We start from the raw sequence: 18857 nt of genomic DNA, 5'->3' as shown, positions 1-18857 counted from the left end.
ATTTTAACTTATGATGAGTTTCCGGTAAACTAAGACTTATCATTTTCGAGGAGGAGAACATCTTGGATATTCGAACAACCCTTAGCACCCGAAGCTTCTGGTTCGCGGCCGGCGCCACACTCATCTGTGCCGTTTTAGGAAGTGAACTCGCCCAACTTCCTTACTTAAACCTAGTGGGTGCCCTGGTTCTGGCTCTCTTACTGGGGATGCTCTGTCAGCTGAGTCCCCGCACTATCGCCGTTAGCCGGGATGGCATTGGTTTTATCAGTAATAAATTTTTACGTTTAGGTATTATTCTCTTAGGGTTTAAATTAAATCTGATTCAATTGGCTCAAGCCGGCGTCAAGACCATTGCCCTGGCCGCTGTCGTCGTCACTGGTATGGTCCTGCTGACCTACAACCTCAGCCGTAAACTTGGCGTTGACCGCGAACTCGCAATTCTCACGGCCACCGGGACCAGTATCTGTGGGGCCGCCGCCGTCATGGGTGTCTCACCACAGATCAAGGTCAGCCCAGACAAGGCCGAACGGCAACGAGAAAATGAAGTCCTGGCCGTCGCCATCGTGGCAATCCTAGGAACCGTGTTCACATTGATTGAAATTGGCTTGAAGCCCCTGCTTCATTTGACTGCCGTTCAATTTGGCGTCATGACCGGGGGATCACTCCACGAGATCGCCCATGCCGTGGCTGCCGGAAGTGCTGGCGGTCCAGTCAGTCTCGACACCGCCATCATCACCAAGCTTTCCCGAGTTCTGTTGCTCGCACCAGCCGCCCTCATCATCGGCTGGTGGTATCAGAAACAAACAACCACAACCACGACCGCTGAACACACGAAACTGCCCATTCCTTGGTTCATGGCTGGCTTCCTGCTGACCAGTATTCTTGGCACCTGGTTACCACTGAGTACCGCCACCCTGGCCGGTTTAGTTAAGTTAGCCTACGTCTTTCTGGGGATGGCCATGGCCGCTCTGGGGATGAGCGTTAACTTCCGTGTGATTTTCCAACGCGGGGGCAATGCCTTTCTCGCCGCCACCCTTTCCTCGGTCGTTCTCATGACTGGGGTCACCATTGCCAGTAAATTATTCTTTTAAATTTAAAAATGCGATCGGGAGATTATCCTGATCGCATTTTTATTTACACTAGTAAGTGAATCAGATGGGTCACTGTTCCGCTATCCCATAAGATATACAGGCCGATTAGGATGTAAACCGCCACGGTGATGTAGCGTCCCTCTTTTTCGAGAATATCCGCCACGCGAGGTAAGCATGCCAATCGATAACCAATTTCCCAGAAAATCACGACCATGACGGCAAATGTCAGGAGGATCAGGGGAATCGCGCTTGGGGCTACCGTCGTAAACAACGGTACATAAATCCCCACGTTATCCGCCCCACAGGTGGCCATGGTGATCAGAGCCACACTACCGATTAGCCGTTTCGGATCCGCCACCTTAGCCGCAATGGCATCGGTATCGTCATCATCCCCAGCGACCCACAGCTTGATTCCCAGAAAAATTGGAATTAATCCCAACAAGCCCAGTAACCACGGTGCTGGCACAAATCCTAGAAAAAATGCAATGGCCAGTGAGCTTCCAACCAAGACGATCGTTCCCAAAAAATCCCCGATTAGGACCAACCAGCGGTCTTCGTGCTTTACGCGGCCGAAGATTACCATTAGAATAATTAAGTAGTCGAGTCCAGTTGAAATGTACGCTGTGACTCCCGTTAAAATTGTTTTTATCATGACGCATCTCCCCACATATGTTGTTCGTAACATATGTTATCATGATCATGTGAAAGGAGCAAGCCTTTTTATGTCGGCCACCACTCAAAACGTCCATTTAATCCAGGAACCCGCACTCGATGCCTCTCAGGATATCTTCAAACTTCTGAGCAACACCACGCGGCTACAGATCCTTTACCTTTTGGAACAAAAGGAACTCAATGTCAGTGAACTCAGCGGCCTGCTAGCCGTAGAACAATCCGTTGTCTCCCACCAACTGGCACTCCTGAAAAAGGAACAGCTCGTGACTTCTCGCCGGGTGGGCAAACAAAACTTCTATCAACTCGACGATCCCCATATTTTGGATATCGTGAATGAAACCCTGGCACACGTGGACCACGTGCTGCGGGGGAAGAAACATGGACAGTAAAAGCGTTTGGAATTTTAAAATTCCAAACGCTTTTTTAGGTTCTCTTTTGCCACTGTTTACATAGGTTGATTCAAGCTATGTTTACGTTCGCCCTTGTAGTAATGGTTGCCGTACTTTTTCGCTAACTTCTTCGTGTGGTAACCATGACGGGTCGTCCAATATCCGGTGGCAGGACCACCAGCTATCTGTAAGACTGGCACCTTATGGCCGCCAAGCTTATGAGTTGTCACACGATAGGCAGCACAGTCGCCGCCCCATTGTTCCCAGCCCCAAACGGTAACCCAAGTTTGTTTCTTGGCCTTCGCATTCTTCGCAATAAACCAAGATGGATGTTTCGAGTTCTCCGTATGTTTGACAACGTATGACATTTTCCGTGAATGCAGCCGCTCTACGAAGCCATTGTCGACAAGCTTAGTCGCTGTAATCTTATACTTATACATCGTGTTATCTTGATAAGAATACCAAGTTCCTCGCATACTCTTTGGAAACGTCTTTAACGTCGTCTTTGCTTTCGCATGGACAACTTGTGCCGGACTCGTAGCCGCAACACCCACGCCAATGAATAACGATAATCCTGTTACTAGCAAGACACCGAACCGTCCTAATTTCATGAAATATCCTCCTGTGGAAAATTATTCAGTATGTACATTGTAATTATGTCACAAACATCCACAGTCAACAATACTTTCTACTAGCCAAACACCAACTAATTATTTCGGTACTTATACATTGGTTTACCCGCCACTTCTGCCGCCAAAAAAGCATTCGCTCAATCGTTATTGTTGGACCGACTTACTTGTAACAGGTGACTGGCTCTCGCCGCTAGATCCGGAAACTTGCGGCTTCTGAAACGTGCAAAAAAGGGCAGGTCCCTGCGCTTAGAAAAATAAGGTGCTCCTGCTCGGCATAGCCGAACAGAAACACCTTATTCCTCTAATGCTCAGGACCTAAGCGCCCTTTTTTGCACTCTTACATCTTCATTCCCATCTTCTCATAGGAACTCATCCCCGCCAAATGGAGATCCTTAACGTCAATCCCACGTTCTTCAGCGATCGCGTTCATTAACGTGTCCATATCCATTAACTTATAAGTCTGTGGATTGTCGGGATCGTAGGCTTCGATTTGGGCCATCATCCCGCCATCTTCGTGTTCGATGATGTGGCAGTGATACATGTAGACCCCGGTGTGTTCGAACCAGACCTTGATGCGCACCGTTTCGCCTGGGTTGACACCGATCGTGTCCTTTAACCCATGTTCATTGGCGTAAGGTTCGTGACCATTTCTGGATAGCACTCTGAACTGGGTGCCGTGCATGTGGAATGGGTGAACCATCCCGCCATCCATATCATTCGTATTCGTAATATCCCACAACTCAACGTTGCCGACCTTTTGCCGGGCATCGATGCGTTGCATTTCAAATTTCTTACCGTCCATCATGACTGCTTCATCCATCCCGGACATGACAACCTTCCGGACTGGGGTATCGGGCGTAACTTCTGGGTCAGGGATGTCTACCAAGTGTTCTGGCAACGTCACATCATCGGTGGCGAAGTCGTGAACCCGGAAACGAACCAGTGGCACATCATCCGAATAGAGCGTCACGGTCTTCCCAGGTTCAATCTTCCCAAAGTCGACAATGATTTCGGCCCGTTCGGCACAAGTTAACATCAAATGGGTAAATTCGACGGGACTTGGCATCACGCCGCCATCGGAAGCAACTTGTGTGAATGGGAGATCATCACTAAAGTGAAGGCGCCATTCACGTCGGTTGGCCCCATCAAGAATACGCAGACGAAGGCGTTGCGTGGTGACATCAAAGTAAGGATTGATCGTCCCGTTGATCATCGCCGTTGGCCCTTGAACCCCATCGGGATCGTAGTCAGCGTCGTAATCCCATTGATTATCTTCGTGAAAACGCCGGTCTTGCAAGACTAATGGAATGTCATCGACCCCGTAGTTACGTGGAAATGGCAATTTAGCCTCGACATCGTCGGTCACCAAGGCCAACCCTGCCAGTCCATGCCAGACCTGTTCAGCCGTTGATGGACATGGATGAGCATGGAGCCACAGCGTTGCAGCCGGTTGGTCGACCTTGAAATCAATGTGACGGGTCTTCCCGGGATAAACGGGGGCATGACAGCCACCGTCAGTGTATGGTCCGGGAACATTCAGACCATGCCAGTGGAACGTGGTCAATTCAGGTAAACTATTTTTTAAATCGATATGCACGGTCTTGCCCTTGGCAAAGACCACCGTTTGACCTAGCAGACTGCCATTGTAACCCCAGGTTTTGGTCTTCTTGCCTGGCAGGAGTTGTGTCTCTCCCGCCTGGGCTTCAACCGTATAGTAAGTATCCGTTGCGGTTTCCTTATCCGGTTTCAATAAGGGTGGAATCCGCAAGGGTTGTTCAGGCGTGGTGGGTTCCTCCAACGGAACATAGCCACCATCGTGGGTGTTATAAGCCGGTTCATCAAAGAAATAATCGGTGTGGATTGATTTTGTCATCTTTCAGGCTCCTCTTCGATTTAATTGAAACCACTTACAGTTTTATCATACCGCAACCAGTTCAAATTGGGAAAGTAACATCCTTTCCAACTGGCGATTAGCGGTCCACCCGAGCCCGGAGTGCGTAAAGAATTGTAACAGTGTCGACCACTTCTTGGAAGACGGCCCCAATAATGGCGGGAATCACTCCAAAGCTGGCAATCAACATCAACCCGGTACAGATAAAGATTCCGATCAGAACGGCTTGTTTGGCCACCCGCATCGTATCCTGGGCAATCTTTCTGGCCACACTGACCCGAGTTAAATCATCCTTAAGCACGACGGCATCGGCAGACTCACTGGCCGCGGTGGCCCCGTGAGCCCCCATTGCAATCCCGACATCCGCAGTTGCCAGTGATGGCGCATCATTAATGCCATCCCCAACCATGGCAACTGGTAGCTGATCGGCTGGCAGATCTGCCAAGACCTTAATCTTGTCGGCCGGCAAACATTCCGCGTGTACCTGGTCGATGCCAACTTCTTTGGCAATGATTTCTGCCACCGGACGCCGGTCGCCAGAAATCATAAGCAGGTGTTCCACGCCAGCTTGGCGTAAGTTGCCCATCGTTGCCTGTGCTTCTGGGCGGACCCGGTCGGTAAAGCTAACGTAACCTTGATAGATGCCGGCAATGGCCACATAGACCGCTGTTTGGTCCGGCTGTTCAACCTGATCATCTGTGACAAATCTCAGTTTACCGACACGGACCTCTTGCCCATCGATCGTCGCATCGACCCCTTGGGCCGTGGTTTCGTTCACGCCACTGGCCGTTAGAAGTGGGGCTTGATTGGCCGCCACTAGCGACTGCGCCAACACGTGACCCGAGTGCTGTTCCGCACTGGCGGCAAGCTGGAGGAGGCGGGCATTACTGAGTGCCGTAACTGGCACCACTTGGTCCACTACGAGTCGCCCTTGCGTAATGGTTCCCGTCTTATCGAAGGCGACCGTTTTAACCTTGGCTAATTTTTCTAGGGTCGTCCCGTTCTTCACGATAATTCCGTTTCGACTGGCCCGGCTCATCCCCGAAATCAGGGCAATCGGTGCCGCCAAAATCAACGGACAAGGTGAGGCCACAACTAAAACTTCCGCAAACCGCACGGGATCCTTGGATACCGCCCAGGCAATCCCCGCAATAACATAGGCCAGCAGCGTAAAGGGCACCGCATACCGGTCGGCTAGCCGAACGAACTTGGCTGGCCGTTCCTCGGCTTGTTTGACCAGGCGGACAATGTTTTGATACTGACTATTGTCGGCGGTCTGATCGGCTTGGAGTTCTACCGCAGCTTCCCCGTTAAGACTCCCAGACATCACGGTCATCCCGATTTGCTTGTCGACTGGGCGGGCTTCCCCTGTCAGTGAGGACTCGTTGACCGAGGTTGGCCCAGTCAATAGGGTCCCATCGACCGGCATCACTTCGCCGGGCTTAACCAGCAAGCGGTCCCCTACGGTAATTTCACCCACGGCAACATCCTCCCAGGACTCGCCCACGGAGCGGTGGGCAATCTGGGGCGAATTATTCAGCAAATCTTGGAGCTCACTGTTGGCCTTACGTGCCGCAAAGTCTTCCAGTGCATCCCCACCGGTCAGCATCAGGAGCACGATCAGCGCCGCCCAATATTCACCAACGGCTAGGGTCGCCAAGACGGCGGTAATCGCCAACAGGTCGATGCCGAATTTTCCAGAACGCAGGGTCTGAACCATTTCCACAAACATTAGTAGCGCGAGCAGTAGGCCCAACGCCGTGATTAAGATTTGCGCCAGATTGGCCCGTTGCATCCCAAACTGTAACCACAAGGCAATGACACCCAGCGTAATCACCGCCCAGAATTCCTTGTATTGTCGTAATCGTTTCATCCCACTCATCCTCCTCGGCCGTTTTCATTACCCTGAGTATAACAGAGCTTGTGATTTTTTCCACTTAATAATCATTCTAAATTAAAAAGCCCAAGCAAATTTGCTCAGGCTTTCGGTAACTTGTTAAATTTAGTGACTAGAAGCGACGCCGCAGAACAGCACTTAATGAAATCAAAGTTAAGAACCCAGCAACTGTCACGATCCAACCATTCTGGTCGTTCGTTTGTGGCAACTTAGAATTCTTACTGTTCGTGGTTGTCTTGCCAGGCGTCTGTGTTGCAGTGGCCTTAGCGGCAGCCTTTTTAGCTGATTTATTGGTCGTCTTGGCAGGTGTCTTCTTTTTCTTAGTGTTATCCGTCGTAGCTTTGTCTTCGACGAAACCTTCATCGACGTCGTCCGTCCCGGTTCCAGTATCTTCATCGGGTTCTTCTTCGTCGGTTTCATGGTTGCCATCGGGATCGACAATGTCCCCACCACCGGAACCATTGTTCCCAGTGGAAGACGAGACATTTCCGTTAGCTTCTTCAGAGTTTGGCTTGTCACCATTGCCACCACCCCAGCTCATCACGGCATTGTTCTTAAACTTGTAGCCGGAATCAATGAGTGATGGATCCGTAACCTTAGTGTAGTAATCAATGATGATCAGGTGATCGACCGTATCGTTAAAGGACATGTCAAATCCCTTATCTTTGTAAGTCACGTCATAGTCAGTGCCTTCGACCAGGGCTGGCTTCTTACGCTTGTAACTCGTGGTCGTTGACCATTCAGCATTGCTGACGGTCACACCGGGAATCAACTCTTGGTTGCTCCCAATGGTGTCACTTATCTTCAAATTTTCCAAATCAATCTCGCGGCGATCAACTAAAATACTCCACTTGATCGTGCCATCGTCTTGAATGACACCCTTTTTGGACATGTTGGCTTCGTTGTCAACAATGTTAATCTGCGAGGTGCTGTTCCCATTGTTTTCAAGTGGGAAGTTAACATCCTTTTCCCCGGAATCTTCGTAACGATACTTCGTCGCAAGATTCAGCGTCAACTTGTCATTCGTTTTGCCTTCGAGCTTGTCATTCATGGTAATGACCACTCCGGTATCGGAAACGACAGCTTCCCCGATCTCAAGACCGGTTTCATCGTAGACCTTGAAGGTGTCTCCCGGCGTCTTCCCTTTCAAGTTCTCTGGGAAGTCCAGTGTGATCGTATCCCCATTCTTAATAGGGGTGTTGCCAAAGTCCAAATTATATTGAATATCGATGGTATCTTTGTGTTTGAAATCTGGACCATTCGTCACACTAGCCGACGTGGTAAAGTCGGCCCCATTATGGTTGGTTGCCGCCTTGGCTGGCGTAGCAACTTGGCTGACAATTAGGAGCATTGCTAAACTAACGAGCCCCACAACTAGTCGCCAAAATTTATTGTTCTTCGTCAAAAAAATCCCCTCCCACAACATTTACATAGTTAAAGTATACGCGCAGGGCCGCCAAATTGGCAATAGTGTCGGGACAAGTCAGCCGATCTGAGGGGAGTGTTTCTGTCCAAAGTAAAAAGGCCCGGACGACTGTCCAGACCTCATCAAATTTCTTAGCAAATTCGGGTACCCAGCGTCTGCATCTCACGCTTCAAGTCCAAGTCGGACTTCTCTTGCGCCGTATAGGTTATCAGACCCACAGCGCTGTCCAAGACACCGGTATCATCCCGCAAGGATAACTGGTTAAAGACCCGATCCAAGATTAACCCGTTACCCAGATACAGCGCCGTATCGGCATTGGTTCGAATCGTCAAACCGGCATTATTGTCAACGATTAACGGGTAGTTTGAATCATCCTCGGTCAGGGCAACAAACTGGAACTTGTCACCGATAGCACAAGTGCCCCCGACCGTCGAATATCGATTGGACCCGTCATCCGTCGTCAATAACAGCGTCATGCCGGGCTGAACGTGTGCCGTCAGGTAAGTCTTAGCGGCATCTTTAATTATCATGTTCATGAGTCGTTCCCTCTTTCTTGGATGGTCACACTAATAAATTGTACGCAATCTACTATACGAGGACGAACGTGGATTGTAAACTAAAACGACTTTGGTGTTTGTGAGACATGAAAAGGACACTGTGTCGGAAAACGCAGTGCCCTCGGCCTTTGAGTTTAGATTGTCGAAACGTGCGTCTGAAGGCAGCCGGTTCCGCTTAACCCCGTTCAGCCACACTCTTAATCTTCATACCCACGCTTAATCAGCTCAATCAACTCGTCTTCCGACAGATTGAGTTTGCGGGCCTCGCTCGTGAATCGGCTGACGTAACGGTCGTAGAACTCCGCGCGACGCTTCTCGCGAATCGTCTTTTCGGCATCTGGGGTAACAAACATCCCCACGCCACGACGTTTCTCGATAACGCCCGCCGCTACCAGTCGATTGATACCCTTTAAAACCGTTGCTGGGTTAATATGAAATTCTTTGGACATCTCAGTCGTGGACGGGACTTGCTCTCCCGCCCGATAGATTCCGGTAAAGATGGCTTCCTCCACCTGTTCTGCGACTTGCAGGTAGATAGGTTCCGGACTATCGAAATTAAATTTCATTTTTCATTCCCACATTCTTTATGAACTCACTTGTGATCCACCGTGGCCGGAGCCTGTGGCAACACAATTTGCCAGTACAGAGCGAGCGTGATGAGATAGTAAATCGCATACAACCCGATAAAGATGGCAAACGTGCTCCCAATTCCCAAATAGGGACTCATTGGCTTGGGCATCAACGGCTTAAACATTTGGAGACCGAACAAGACATCGATTACTCCCATGATACCAGGAATCATGAAGAAAATCCCAATTTCTTTTGCGATCCCGTTACGCATCAGACTGTGGCGAACCCCGACCTTGTAGAGCATCCGATAACGACGCTTGTCGCCGGGAGCTCCGGAAAGGATCTTGAACATCAGGCAGGAAGCCAACATCGCTAGGAAGGCAATCCCCAGGAAGTATCCCATGAACTCAAGTCCACCAAAGAAGGCCAGCATGAGTTCGTAAGATTGGTAGTTTCCAACGGTCAATTCACTGGCATGTGGGAAGCGCGCCATTTCTAACTGGTTGAGTTTCTTCAAGGTTGCGCGATCCTTATCGATATTTTTGACCCGAATCGTTGTCACCGAAACGGTCTTCCCAGCTTGACGGGAAAACTTGGCGGCGTTCAGCATCTTCGGCGCATAGAGGTTATTCTGGCCCAAAACAGCCAAGTTAAGGAAGTCCAGGCTGTTAAGGTCGGTCGACTTCATTTGTGCGGCCGTCTTCTTAACGTATTTCGGCGTCATGGTGCCTTCATTGAATTCATAGGGGTGTTGCTTGAATTCTGCGGCATTGTAGAACACCGTCTTCCCCTGACGTTTCTGGGTGTAGGTCGCCTGATTAACCACATTCAGCTTGCCAATCAACTGTTGTTCCTTCGCCGTCTTATCATGAATAGCGATCGTGTAAGAACCCAAGCTATCAGCCATCATCGGTAATTGACGGTGGTACCCGGACCCCACCGTGATAGCGCCTAAGGCCATGGCAAAGAGCAGAGACACAATCGTTAACATCCGTGTGTAATTGTAGACCCGGAAGTTCAGTTGTCCCATTAAGAAGCCATTGAGGTGTTTCTTGGCCCACTTGGTCTGGCGTAACCACCGAATGATGGTCAACAGGGTCGCTCTGAACAATAGGTAAGTTCCCAAGGTAATCGTCACGATGGCAAACGGAATCGCCGCCATCTGAAGCATTTTAATATTCGCTAAGGCCCAGTAACCCGCGGCCAATAACAGAATTCCCACGATACCGGCAATCATCTGCCGAACGGGTTTCACTTGGGGCTGATTTGCCTGCTCATCGGTATGCAGCAACTTGAGGACCGTGGTCCGCGTCAGCTTAACTAAGTTGAACAGTGAAGCCAAGATAAACAGACCCACATACAACACGGCCGTCGCGATGATCGCCGGCAGATAGAAGGATTCCAGGTGCGCTAAATGTAATCCCAAGGCATTTAGCAGGAAGCCCACTAGGAAGCGACTCATGAGCAGTCCCAGGACGATCCCAATGGCCGTGGCCACCGTTCCTAAGATCAACGTTTCCAGAAAGACCAACTGACCAATCCGTCGTTTCTTGGCGCCTAGCATCATGAAGAGACCATAGTCATGCTGCCGCATGCTGAGGAGAAAACTATTGGCATACATAATGTAGACAATGGTAATTAAAATCAACAGAACGGCCCCGAAACCGAAGATAAGCATGGACTGTCCAACCACCCCATTGGCCTTAACGAAGGCCTTGTTGGTGGTGAGGTTCGCAAACATATAGAAGATCGCCGCGGGCATAGTTAATCCGGCCAGAAGTACCAGATAGTCGCGACGCCGGTTCTTAATTCCGGCTAGCGCTAATTTCCCTAACATTTGTTTTCCCCCTACTCGTTAAACGTGCCCAGCTCATTTAAGATCTGCTGGTAAAAGGCACTCCGGTCCTGATCGCCACGCCGAATCTCTGACCCGATCAACCCATCCTTAATGAAGAGGATGCGTTGACAGAAGCTGGCGGAGAACGGATCGTGGGTGACGAGTAAGACCGACATGTGTTGTTCTTGGTTGATGGTCGTCAAGAGATCTAACAACTCTCTGGCACTCGTGGAATCCAAGGCCCCCGTAGGTTCGTCACCCATGAGAATTGAGGGGTGATGCACGATGGCTCTAGCCGCGGCCACCCGTTGTTTTTGGCCTCCAGATAACTCGGAGGGATATTTTTGTAACAAGTCAGCGATAGACAGCGTGTCCGCCACCTCATGAATGGCCTGATCCATAATCTTGGAAGAGGTCCCCTTCAACGCCAGTGGCAACCCAATATTTTCCTCGGCCGTTAGGCTTTCTAACAGGTTAAAGTCTTGGAAAATGAAACCCACTTCCTGTGCCCGAAAATCTGCGAGTTGGTTCCCCCGCATCTTCGTCACATCATGACCATTAACGATCACGTCGCCCTTAGTCGGCACGTCTAACGTCGACAGCATGTTCAGCAGCGTGGTCTTCCCAGAACCAGAAGCCCCCATGATCCCGACAAATTCACCGGCAGCCACCTGAAAGTTCAGCCCCTTCAAGGCCTGATACTGCCGTTCGTTGGCTTTACCATACGTTTTTTCCAGGCCGTGTACGTCGACCACTGCGTTACTGCTTGTCATGATTAAAATCCCCTTACTCTTTAAATTAAGTTTGATTACGTGTGTTGGTTAGCTACTTGTGTAATTAACTATAACGGTTCCCAAGATAAAGTCAACCACTTTTAACAAATAAAGGGCTTTCACGCGAAATCTTAGCCGATTTGCGTTAAGATTATTAGTGGATTTATAAATTGGTTTGATAAAGGAGTTTTATTGATGAAACAATTACGTTTAGGTGGGACAAACTGGCAGTCTTCCGCAGTAGCCTTAGGGATCATGCGGATGGGTGTCCTCGATCAAACAGCCGCAGTGAACGCCCTTGAGGCCGCTCATGACGCTGGGATTACCTACATCGACTCCGCAGATATCTATGTCAATGGGAAGTCCGAAGAAGTCTTCGGCAATGCCTTGAAGGCCTCTGGTTTAAACCGGGACGACTTCTACATCCAATCCAAGGGTGGGATCATCGTCGACCCCGAACGGAGCCATGATGACCTGGTCTTCGGGAAACGTTATGACTTCTCGAAGCAACACCTGATCGATTCCGTTGACGGTATCTTGTCACGGATGGGGATTGACTACCTCGATGCCTTCCTGCTTCACCGGCCAGATCCATTGATGGAACCCGAAGAAATCGCCGATGCCTTCAACACCTTACAGGCGTCCGGCAAGGTTCGTCACTTTGGGGTTTCCAACTTTAACGTTCAACAATTTGAAATGTTACAAGAAGCTGTCGACCAGAAGTTAATGTTTAACCAACTTCAATTCAGTGCCGCTCACGCTGGCATGGTTGCCGCCGGCCTTCACGTCAACATGGATGACAAGCCAACCTCCAATGACTTAGGGATGTTGGAATACGCTCGTCGCAAGCACGTGACGGTTCAGGCTTGGTCCCCATTCCAATACGGTCTCTTCGCTGGGATGTTTATCAACGATCCGAAGTACCCTGAATTAAATGCCGAATTACAGAAGTTGGCTGACAAGTATGGTGTTTCCAAGAACGGGATTGCCGTGGCCTGGATCCTACGCCACCCGGCTAACTTACAAGTCTTACTTGGAACCATGAACCCTGATCACATCAAGGATAGCGCGGCTGGTGCCGATGTTACCTTGACAAAGCAAGAATGGTACGACGTCTACTTCGCTGCTGGCAACGATTTGCCTTAATCTATCATTTACTGAACCACGCTATCACTTGCTGATGGCGTGGTTTTTTTAGGAAGTGGTAGAAGACCGCCTGCGGCTGTCAGGGATTACGCCTGCTGTGGGGACGCTTCAGCCCCTTGGGCTTCTCGCTCGATTTGAAGCCCCGCCAAGAACGCGGGTCCTCAAAGTCGCCCGTGGCGTAAGGCCGAGAAAGTCACTCGGTCTAACGCCACCACCACGGCCGGCTCCATCCCTGACCTCCTCCGGCTCTGACTGGTCTTTGCCAACGACGCTGACTTCATAATTGGTAAAAATGGTTATTTTGTTCTGACTATCGTGTCAGGTATCTGATCGTAAATTATTACGAACCCAATAGATAACGGGAATCATGTCACCCCGGTCGGATGAAATCTTGACTCAGTCATGACAACTGTTTCATTGCTAAGCAAACTGTCAATGACGTCGAAAAAGTCCTCAATTACCGCCAAAATTGGTAATTGAAGACTTCATTATCTGACCATAACTTTTTAAGTGTCGAACCGTTCCAGACAATAGCCAGATTAAAAACTTTCACCGTGCGCCCTAGTCAATTCAAAACACAATCCTAGCCGGAGGCGGCGAGGGGTGGAGCCAGCCGTGATGAGTCTGTTTGACCGAGTATTTTGCTCGGTCTTACAGACTGGGACGACTTGGGAGACTCGTGGTTCTTCAGCGAGGCTTTCAGGCTGCAGGTGGTCCCCACAGCAGGCGTAACCCCTGGCAACCGTAGGCGACCAATTTACCCCAATCATCAGGGCGCATCCGCTAGTTGCCAGCGGAGTTCGCCTTCATACTGGCCAGCAGTCGCTCCCCCATTAACCCGAATCAGCATTCCCGTGTTCTTATGCCAGTCTCGGATCACGTCAGTTTCCTCGCCTAGGCCATGGGTTTGTTGTTCATAGATGACCACTGGATCGGTGCCAATCACCTTCTGCTCGTGCTCAGCCTGATAGATCATATCACCTTGTAGCGGACGACCCTGTTCATCGCGCAGTGGTGCAGCCAAGCTGGCCTGTAGTTTCCAGCGATTCTCGCCAGCCCGCTCATCACGCACGCGAAGTTGCCACTCGTCATCGCGGGTAATCAGCTGTTGCTTTCCCGTCAAATGACCAGAAAAGCCGGTTTCTGGTGAAACGGCACTAAACACCAGGTCTCCAGAAAGCTGGATAATGGGAATCGTGAGGTCTGGCGCGACGTCATCGCGGTTCGTTGCCGAAATGGTCAACGCGTTCTTTCCTTGTTTCAATGCCGCGGCTGGCACCCGAAGCTTGAAGTGACCATCCGTTCCGGTCCACGCCCCGGCGAGTTGCGTAAACGTGTACGCTTTGCCGTTAACCGAAAAGGTCAATTTGGAATCCTTCATGGCGTCCGGTTGAATCGTCCGACCGTTGTTACTCAAACGACCCTCGATCTCGGCATCCACCTGTGGCGCCACCGCCGCGGTTGGCGTACCTAACTTTTCTAGTTGTAAATTCAGCTTGCGTTTCAAATAGTAACCTACAGACTTGACCGCCACATAGTGATTTTCACCGTAATAAATCGCCGTTTGCGGTGCAACATAAGTATCTTCCTCTGGTGATTGTCCCTTAGCGTGGAGCTCCGTTTCAAGGGACGGCTGGTCCTTAGTAAAAACGTCTTGCCCAATGGCATGCGACATTGGCGGCGCAGCCAGTTCCGCGGCATTAAAGTCGTAGAGTGACGTCACCTGCCCAGACTGTCGGACACTGCCAGCCAGCAGCTTAAGCACCGGCGACGTGCCTAAAACCACCGCTGTCGTGTTGCTGGCACGAAAACCATCAGGTTGGCCCGCGGCCTGGAAATGATAGCGGACATCGGCATCCCCCGGAATCTTATCACCCTCATGAATCGTTTGGTATTGCCCATCTTTGGTCACAACTTGTGTCTCCTGTTCGACATCAAAACGCATCTGCCCCGGTTCTTGGTCGACGACGGCTAAGTTGTTTTCACCTCTAGCACTCGTGGCCCCGGTCAGGCCCCAGACAGCACTGGTAGCTGGCCGAGACGTCGTGCCTAGCTTCGTTAAATCGATCGGAACAGTGTCCTGAACTTCCGGCGTAATCGCTTGCCCTGTATGGGGATCACGATCGTTGAACGCGTAGGTCATCTGACTCTTATCTTTGTGCCAATCCATAGTCACATGATGCCAACGGCCATTCGAGGGATTAGTCATCCGCTTCGGTTGCAGGTGCTTTAACCCAAAGTAGTAATGCCCCCAACTACCGAAAATCTGATAGGTACTCTTCTCCGCTGGATAATTACTAGCAATGTGGGGACCTTGACTCGGAACCGACTCATAATCAAAGTAATTGGCCTGACTCACACTGTTGACCACATTGTTGACATGGGTATCGAACTCGAGTGTCCAACTCTTCTGCAACGCAATTTGTGACATGTAGGTGGTATCGCCGCTCGCGTTGGTATCCCCACCCCAAACACCCAGCGATTGGCCCGACCCACTCATCGCGATGGCATCCGTACCATCGGCGGCGTTCTGGAGAGTAAAGGTCATCCCGTCAGCCGCCTGGTCCCCTTTATTACCAAAGTACAGCCAAAATGACCAGCGCTGATCGTGCGTCAACGGAATTCGCCGCGGCACATTCTGTGTTCCCGGGGTCTTCGACCACAATACCCCTACCTGCCGATACATCTGATTGAAATTATCATTGGTCAGTTGGGCAATCTGTTTGGGGATAGCCGGACCATCCAGTAGCCTATCTGCCGCCCCAAACGAGCGACCCGGACTAAATCCCCGATCCAATGAAAAACCTGGCGGTGCACTCGCAATCGCCGCGAGCATATCATCATCTCTGGTCATCGCGGCATGTGCCGAGTCACGAGCCATCACACCCAGACTACAGGCCAAAAGTAACAGCACTAGTCGATACACCTGCTTACATCCCAAAGTTAGAACCCCCCAGTTCTGATCTAGATGCTGAAAGTATACTGGAAAAAGCCGGGCTATCAGGCTCGCAACTGCATTTTGACCCGAATCCGCTATAAAACCTCTAATATTAAGCGTATCCAAACCCATTGACTAGCCCCTGGTACTGTCAGCCTCTTCACGTGCATCTTTGGCAGTAATTCCTTTTAAAAGTGACGTTTACCGAATCATCACCCACCAAAAAGAGGGCCCCGACAACTAGTCGAGACCCTCTTCGATAAATTATTTTAGTGATTAAACTTCTTAACTAGCCGTTTGGCTGGCCGAGCCAAACGAATCAATCCCGCCGTAAGGCCAATACTAATAGCCACCATGACGGCACCAAAGAATGGCGTCCAACCTAACCCAATTTGGCTCGTGACCTGACCACCGATACCGGAGCCCAGGGCGATCCCAACGTTAAAGGCTGAGATGTTTAAGGCTGAAGCCATCGTGATGTCGGCTGGCGTGTACTTTTCGGCCAATTGGACGATGTACAATTGCAAACCAGGAACGTTCATGAAGGCGAAGAATCCCATAGCCAGAACGGTCAGGAGGCCCAACCAGTGGCTACTTGCCGTAAAGGTTAAGACCAACAATGTCACGAAGAGACCCGTGAACATCTTCAATAAGGCTGCCAGAGGCTTCTTGTTGGCCCAACGACCACCCAGTGTGTTTCCCAGAGCCACCATCAGACCATAAACAACCAAAATCACCACAACAGCACTGCTTGACCAGCCCATCTTCTGTTCCAGTAATGGTGACAGGTACGTGTAGGCAACGAAGGTTCCACCGTAGCCCAAGGCCGTGACCAAGAGCGCCAATAAGAGTTGTGGATTACCCAAGACTCGTAACAGACCCTTAGCGGTCGCCTTACTTGGTAATGGCAACTCGCGAGGAACTAAAATATAGTCGGCAACTAAACCGATCAACCCAATCACACTGATAAAAATAAAGGACCAGCGCCAGCCACCCAATTGGCCAATCATGGTGCCCATTGGAACACCCGTAACCGTGGCCACCGTTAAGCCGGTAAACATGACGGCAATCGCCGAAGCCCGTTTCGAAGGGGCCACGACGTCAGCGGCAATCACCGAGGCCACCGTCATGAAGATCCCATGGGCCAGAGCGGCAATCACCCGGCCGGCCAGTAACACGACAAAAGTAGGGGCAAAGGCCGCCACCAAGTTCCCCGTGATAAAGAGGAGCATGATGATGACCATCAAGGTGTGGCGGTTAATCTGACCGGTCAAGAGGGTCATGACGGGCGCGCCAATCATGATCCCCATCGCGTAAACGGAAACCGTCAACCCGGCCTGCGCCATGCTAACGTGGAAGCTTTGAATCAACATGGGAATCAACCCAACACTGATGAATTCGGTTGACCCGATGGCAAAGGCACTCACAGCGAGTGCTAGTAACGTAAATGTTGCTGAAATTTGTTTTTGTTTTGTCATAATACCCTCCTCAGATTGCGTACGTGATAAATATTGATTATACTGGCTAATAACTAGGGAACAAGAACCCACTTTAAAGTGCCCTACTTACCAAAAAGTAACCATCAACGAGGAGAACCGTTTTATGCCCACCAAGACCTATCACATTGGCGTCGAGGCTACCATGGAAATCATCGGTGGCAAATGGAAATCAATCATTCTGTGTCACTTGCGTCACCACACTATGCGGACCGGCGAGTTATCTCGGGCTATCCCCCAGATTTCGCAGAAGATGTTGACCCAACAGCTCCGTGAACTAGAAGCTGCCAACATCGTTTCTCGCCACGTCTTTCATCAGGTTCCACCCAAGGTTGAATATGCCTTGACGGACTACGGTGAAAGCCTCTCAGGGATTCTCCACGAACTGTGTGTTTGGGGGGAAGACAACATCGATCGTCGTCAAGCTGACGGCGAAGCGATCACCCTGCTGAGTCGCGACGATATCTAAACGCTTCAATATAAGGGTTAAGAATTTAACCTTTTTACAAATTTTGGTGGTAACCCTCCCAGATCTCGGTATAATAGGAGTCGTTGCCAAATTACTGTTCACTAAATCTTACATACTTTACGGAGAAGGAAAAATTATGCACGTTTTCGTTAACATCGTGCCGCAAGCACAGTTGGACTGGGCCAAGCTCAGTTCCCTCATTGAGGAACTCGCCAACCAAAACTTTGCCGCCACGACGCTGAATTTACAACTACCAACTGAACAATCGCTAACGGCCGAACAACAGGCCCAAGCCGCCAGCTGGCATCTCGCAGTCAACGACTTGAATTTGCCATCGACCCCCCACAACTATCTCCTTAATCTACGCGAGACGGACCATGTTTTACCGGGGGCCATGCAACAATGGGATCAACTGGCAACCCAACATCCCGGTAGTCCGATCAGTCTGTCAGCCTTTGAAACGACGCTGGATCTCAACGAGCAGGTCTCAACCTACCTCGCTGAACATGATTCATCCGCGACGCAACTGACTTTCCAAAACCTGACCTCGGCCACACCGACGACCCCCACTGAACGTCAAATGACGTTGTGGGCCCGTCAAAGTTACAGCATTCAAACCGATTTACAAACAGTGGGTCGCTTGACCCAACGTATCCGCCCAACCGGATTACTGTTACCTGTCACGTTATTGGATCACGACCTGCCCCTAGTTTCCATCGCGCAGGCTTTTCATGTGCTCCAGCTCAGTCAGGACGTCTTAAGACTCCACGTGCCAACGATTCAGCGGCAGGTCTGGGCAGAAGCCACGCCAGTTGAATGGCTCGATGAGTTACAACGCATCGACGTCCAATCACTGGGCGTCATGTGGCAACCCGCCTTTACCGAGTACTTCCAGCGTCAGCTGAATACCCTGTTAGATACTGCTGGCAAAAAAAATCTCAGTGTGGCCAATCATGTTCAGCTCCTGAGTCGGATTAAAGAACTCATTACCCCACCAACCAAGGTTTGGTCACGGTTAGGGCTCTTGCGGATGGTGTCACCACAGATGGCACATCGGCTGTTTTATTAGGAGG

16 protein-coding genes are annotated in these 18857 nt (G+C 50.5%); 5 read left to right on the top strand and 11 right to left on the bottom strand.

The genetic code is table 11. From position 1 onward, the window contains the following. Positions 1-62 precede the first annotated feature (62 nt). Positions 63-1091: a YeiH family protein gene (locus tag OCU14_RS05060; protein WP_261810081.1), complete on the top strand. Its 1029-nt coding sequence runs from the start codon at positions 63-65 to the stop codon at positions 1089-1091. 43 nt (positions 1092-1134) lie between these two features. Here OCU14_RS05060 and OCU14_RS05055 read toward each other — a convergent pair whose 3' ends face one another. After that, positions 1135-1743, bottom strand: a complete 609-nt coding sequence (locus tag OCU14_RS05055; RefSeq protein ID WP_261810080.1) for a cadmium resistance transporter — start codon at positions 1741-1743, stop codon at positions 1135-1137. Positions 1744-1813: 70 nt separating this feature from the next. On the opposite strand from OCU14_RS05055, the gene OCU14_RS05050 reads away from it, so the two are divergent. Further along, the gene (locus OCU14_RS05050) at positions 1814-2152 is read left to right on the top strand and encodes an ArsR/SmtB family transcription factor (protein WP_261810079.1); all 339 of its coding nucleotides are present in this window, start codon (positions 1814-1816) and stop codon (positions 2150-2152) included. A 56-nt stretch (positions 2153-2208) separates the two neighbouring features. Here the strand turns inward: OCU14_RS05050 and OCU14_RS05045 are convergent, their stop codons facing one another. The 8 genes from OCU14_RS05045 to OCU14_RS05010 form a co-directional block, all read right to left on the bottom strand. Next, positions 2209-2763, bottom strand: a complete 555-nt coding sequence (locus OCU14_RS05045) for a hypothetical protein (RefSeq protein WP_261810078.1) — start codon at positions 2761-2763, stop codon at positions 2209-2211. Between the two features lie 358 nt (positions 2764-3121). Beyond that, positions 3122-4657: a multicopper oxidase family protein gene (locus OCU14_RS05040; protein ID WP_261810077.1), complete on the bottom strand. Its 1536-nt coding sequence runs from the start codon at positions 4655-4657 to the stop codon at positions 3122-3124. A 97-nt stretch (positions 4658-4754) separates the two neighbouring features. Then, positions 4755-6548: a heavy metal translocating P-type ATPase gene (locus tag OCU14_RS05035; RefSeq protein ID WP_261810076.1), complete on the bottom strand. Its 1794-nt coding sequence runs from the start codon at positions 6546-6548 to the stop codon at positions 4755-4757. A 136-nt stretch (positions 6549-6684) separates the two neighbouring features. Next, positions 6685-7977: an LPXTG cell wall anchor domain-containing protein gene (locus tag OCU14_RS05030; RefSeq protein ID WP_261810075.1), complete on the bottom strand. Its 1293-nt coding sequence runs from the start codon at positions 7975-7977 to the stop codon at positions 6685-6687. Positions 7978-8129: 152 nt separating this feature from the next. After that, entirely contained in the window at positions 8130-8534 is a 405-nt protein-coding gene (locus tag OCU14_RS05025) for an iron-sulfur cluster biosynthesis family protein (RefSeq protein WP_261810074.1), read from the bottom strand. Positions 8535-8752: 218 nt separating this feature from the next. After that, entirely contained in the window at positions 8753-9121 is a 369-nt protein-coding gene (locus tag OCU14_RS05020; RefSeq protein ID WP_261810073.1) for a GntR family transcriptional regulator, read from the bottom strand. Positions 9122-9147: 26 nt separating this feature from the next. After that, a complete protein-coding gene (locus tag OCU14_RS05015) occupies positions 9148-10962 on the bottom strand; it encodes an FtsX-like permease family protein (protein ID WP_261810072.1) in 1815 nt (604 codons plus the stop codon). Between the two features lie 11 nt (positions 10963-10973). Then, the gene (locus tag OCU14_RS05010) at positions 10974-11735 is read right to left on the bottom strand and encodes an ABC transporter ATP-binding protein (RefSeq protein ID WP_261810071.1); all 762 of its coding nucleotides are present in this window, start codon (positions 11733-11735) and stop codon (positions 10974-10976) included. A gap of 195 nt (positions 11736-11930) precedes the next feature. Between OCU14_RS05010 and OCU14_RS05005 the strand changes: the two genes are divergently transcribed. Next, positions 11931-12881, top strand: coding sequence for an aldo/keto reductase (locus tag OCU14_RS05005; RefSeq protein WP_261810070.1), 951 nt, complete (start codon positions 11931-11933; stop codon positions 12879-12881). A gap of 769 nt (positions 12882-13650) precedes the next feature. Here OCU14_RS05005 and OCU14_RS05000 read toward each other — a convergent pair. Together OCU14_RS05000 and OCU14_RS04995 are read right to left on the bottom strand one after the other, a co-directional pair. Next, entirely contained in the window at positions 13651-15807 is a 2157-nt protein-coding gene (locus OCU14_RS05000; protein ID WP_261810069.1) for an L-type lectin family protein, read from the bottom strand. A gap of 281 nt (positions 15808-16088) precedes the next feature. Continuing rightward, positions 16089-17297, bottom strand: a complete 1209-nt coding sequence (locus OCU14_RS04995) for an MFS transporter (RefSeq protein ID WP_261810068.1) — start codon at positions 17295-17297, stop codon at positions 16089-16091. 124 nt (positions 17298-17421) lie between these two features. Here OCU14_RS04995 and OCU14_RS04990 point away from each other — a divergent pair, with 124 nt between their 5' ends. Further along, positions 17422-17784, top strand: coding sequence for a winged helix-turn-helix transcriptional regulator (locus OCU14_RS04990; protein ID WP_261810067.1), 363 nt, complete (start codon positions 17422-17424; stop codon positions 17782-17784). 136 nt (positions 17785-17920) lie between these two features. Beyond that, the gene (locus OCU14_RS04985) at positions 17921-18853 is read left to right on the top strand and encodes a hypothetical protein (protein ID WP_261810066.1); all 933 of its coding nucleotides are present in this window, start codon (positions 17921-17923) and stop codon (positions 18851-18853) included. Positions 18854-18857: the final 4 nt, after the last annotated feature.

Origin of the sequence: Levilactobacillus humaensis (assembly GCF_024345185.1) — a bacterium.
GTDB classification, from domain to species: domain Bacteria; phylum Bacillota; class Bacilli; order Lactobacillales; family Lactobacillaceae; genus Levilactobacillus; species Levilactobacillus humaensis.
This window is presented reverse-complemented; position numbering and strand designations above follow the sequence as displayed.

What these genes read in the sequence shown, in the direction of transcription:
- OCU14_RS05055 (WP_261810080.1), bottom strand. Translation starts at nt 1,743, where the DNA reads ATGATAAAAACAATTTTAACGGGAGTCACAGCGTACATTTCAACTGGA.
- OCU14_RS05050 (WP_261810079.1), top strand. Translation starts at nt 1,814, where the DNA reads ATGTCGGCCACCACTCAAAACGTCCATTTAATCCAGGAACCCGCACTC.
- OCU14_RS05045 (WP_261810078.1), bottom strand. Translation starts at nt 2,763, where the DNA reads ATGAAATTAGGACGGTTCGGTGTCTTGCTAGTAACAGGATTATCGTTA.
- OCU14_RS05040 (WP_261810077.1), bottom strand. Translation starts at nt 4,657, where the DNA reads ATGACAAAATCAATCCACACCGATTATTTCTTTGATGAACCGGCTTAT.
- OCU14_RS05035 (WP_261810076.1), bottom strand. Translation starts at nt 6,548, where the DNA reads ATGAAACGATTACGACAATACAAGGAATTCTGGGCGGTGATTACGCTG.
- OCU14_RS05025 (WP_261810074.1), bottom strand. Translation starts at nt 8,534, where the DNA reads ATGAACATGATAATTAAAGATGCCGCTAAGACTTACCTGACGGCACAC.
- OCU14_RS05020 (WP_261810073.1), bottom strand. Translation starts at nt 9,121, where the DNA reads ATGAAATTTAATTTCGATAGTCCGGAACCTATCTACCTGCAAGTCGCA.
- OCU14_RS05015 (WP_261810072.1), bottom strand. Translation starts at nt 10,962, where the DNA reads ATGTTAGGGAAATTAGCGCTAGCCGGAATTAAGAACCGGCGTCGCGAC.
- OCU14_RS05010 (WP_261810071.1), bottom strand. Translation starts at nt 11,735, where the DNA reads ATGACAAGCAGTAACGCAGTGGTCGACGTACACGGCCTGGAAAAAACG.
- OCU14_RS05005 (WP_261810070.1), top strand. Translation starts at nt 11,931, where the DNA reads ATGAAACAATTACGTTTAGGTGGGACAAACTGGCAGTCTTCCGCAGTA.
- OCU14_RS04995 (WP_261810068.1), bottom strand. Translation starts at nt 17,297, where the DNA reads ATGACAAAACAAAAACAAATTTCAGCAACATTTACGTTACTAGCACTC.
- OCU14_RS04990 (WP_261810067.1), top strand. Translation starts at nt 17,422, where the DNA reads ATGCCCACCAAGACCTATCACATTGGCGTCGAGGCTACCATGGAAATC.
- OCU14_RS04985 (WP_261810066.1), top strand. Translation starts at nt 17,921, where the DNA reads ATGCACGTTTTCGTTAACATCGTGCCGCAAGCACAGTTGGACTGGGCC.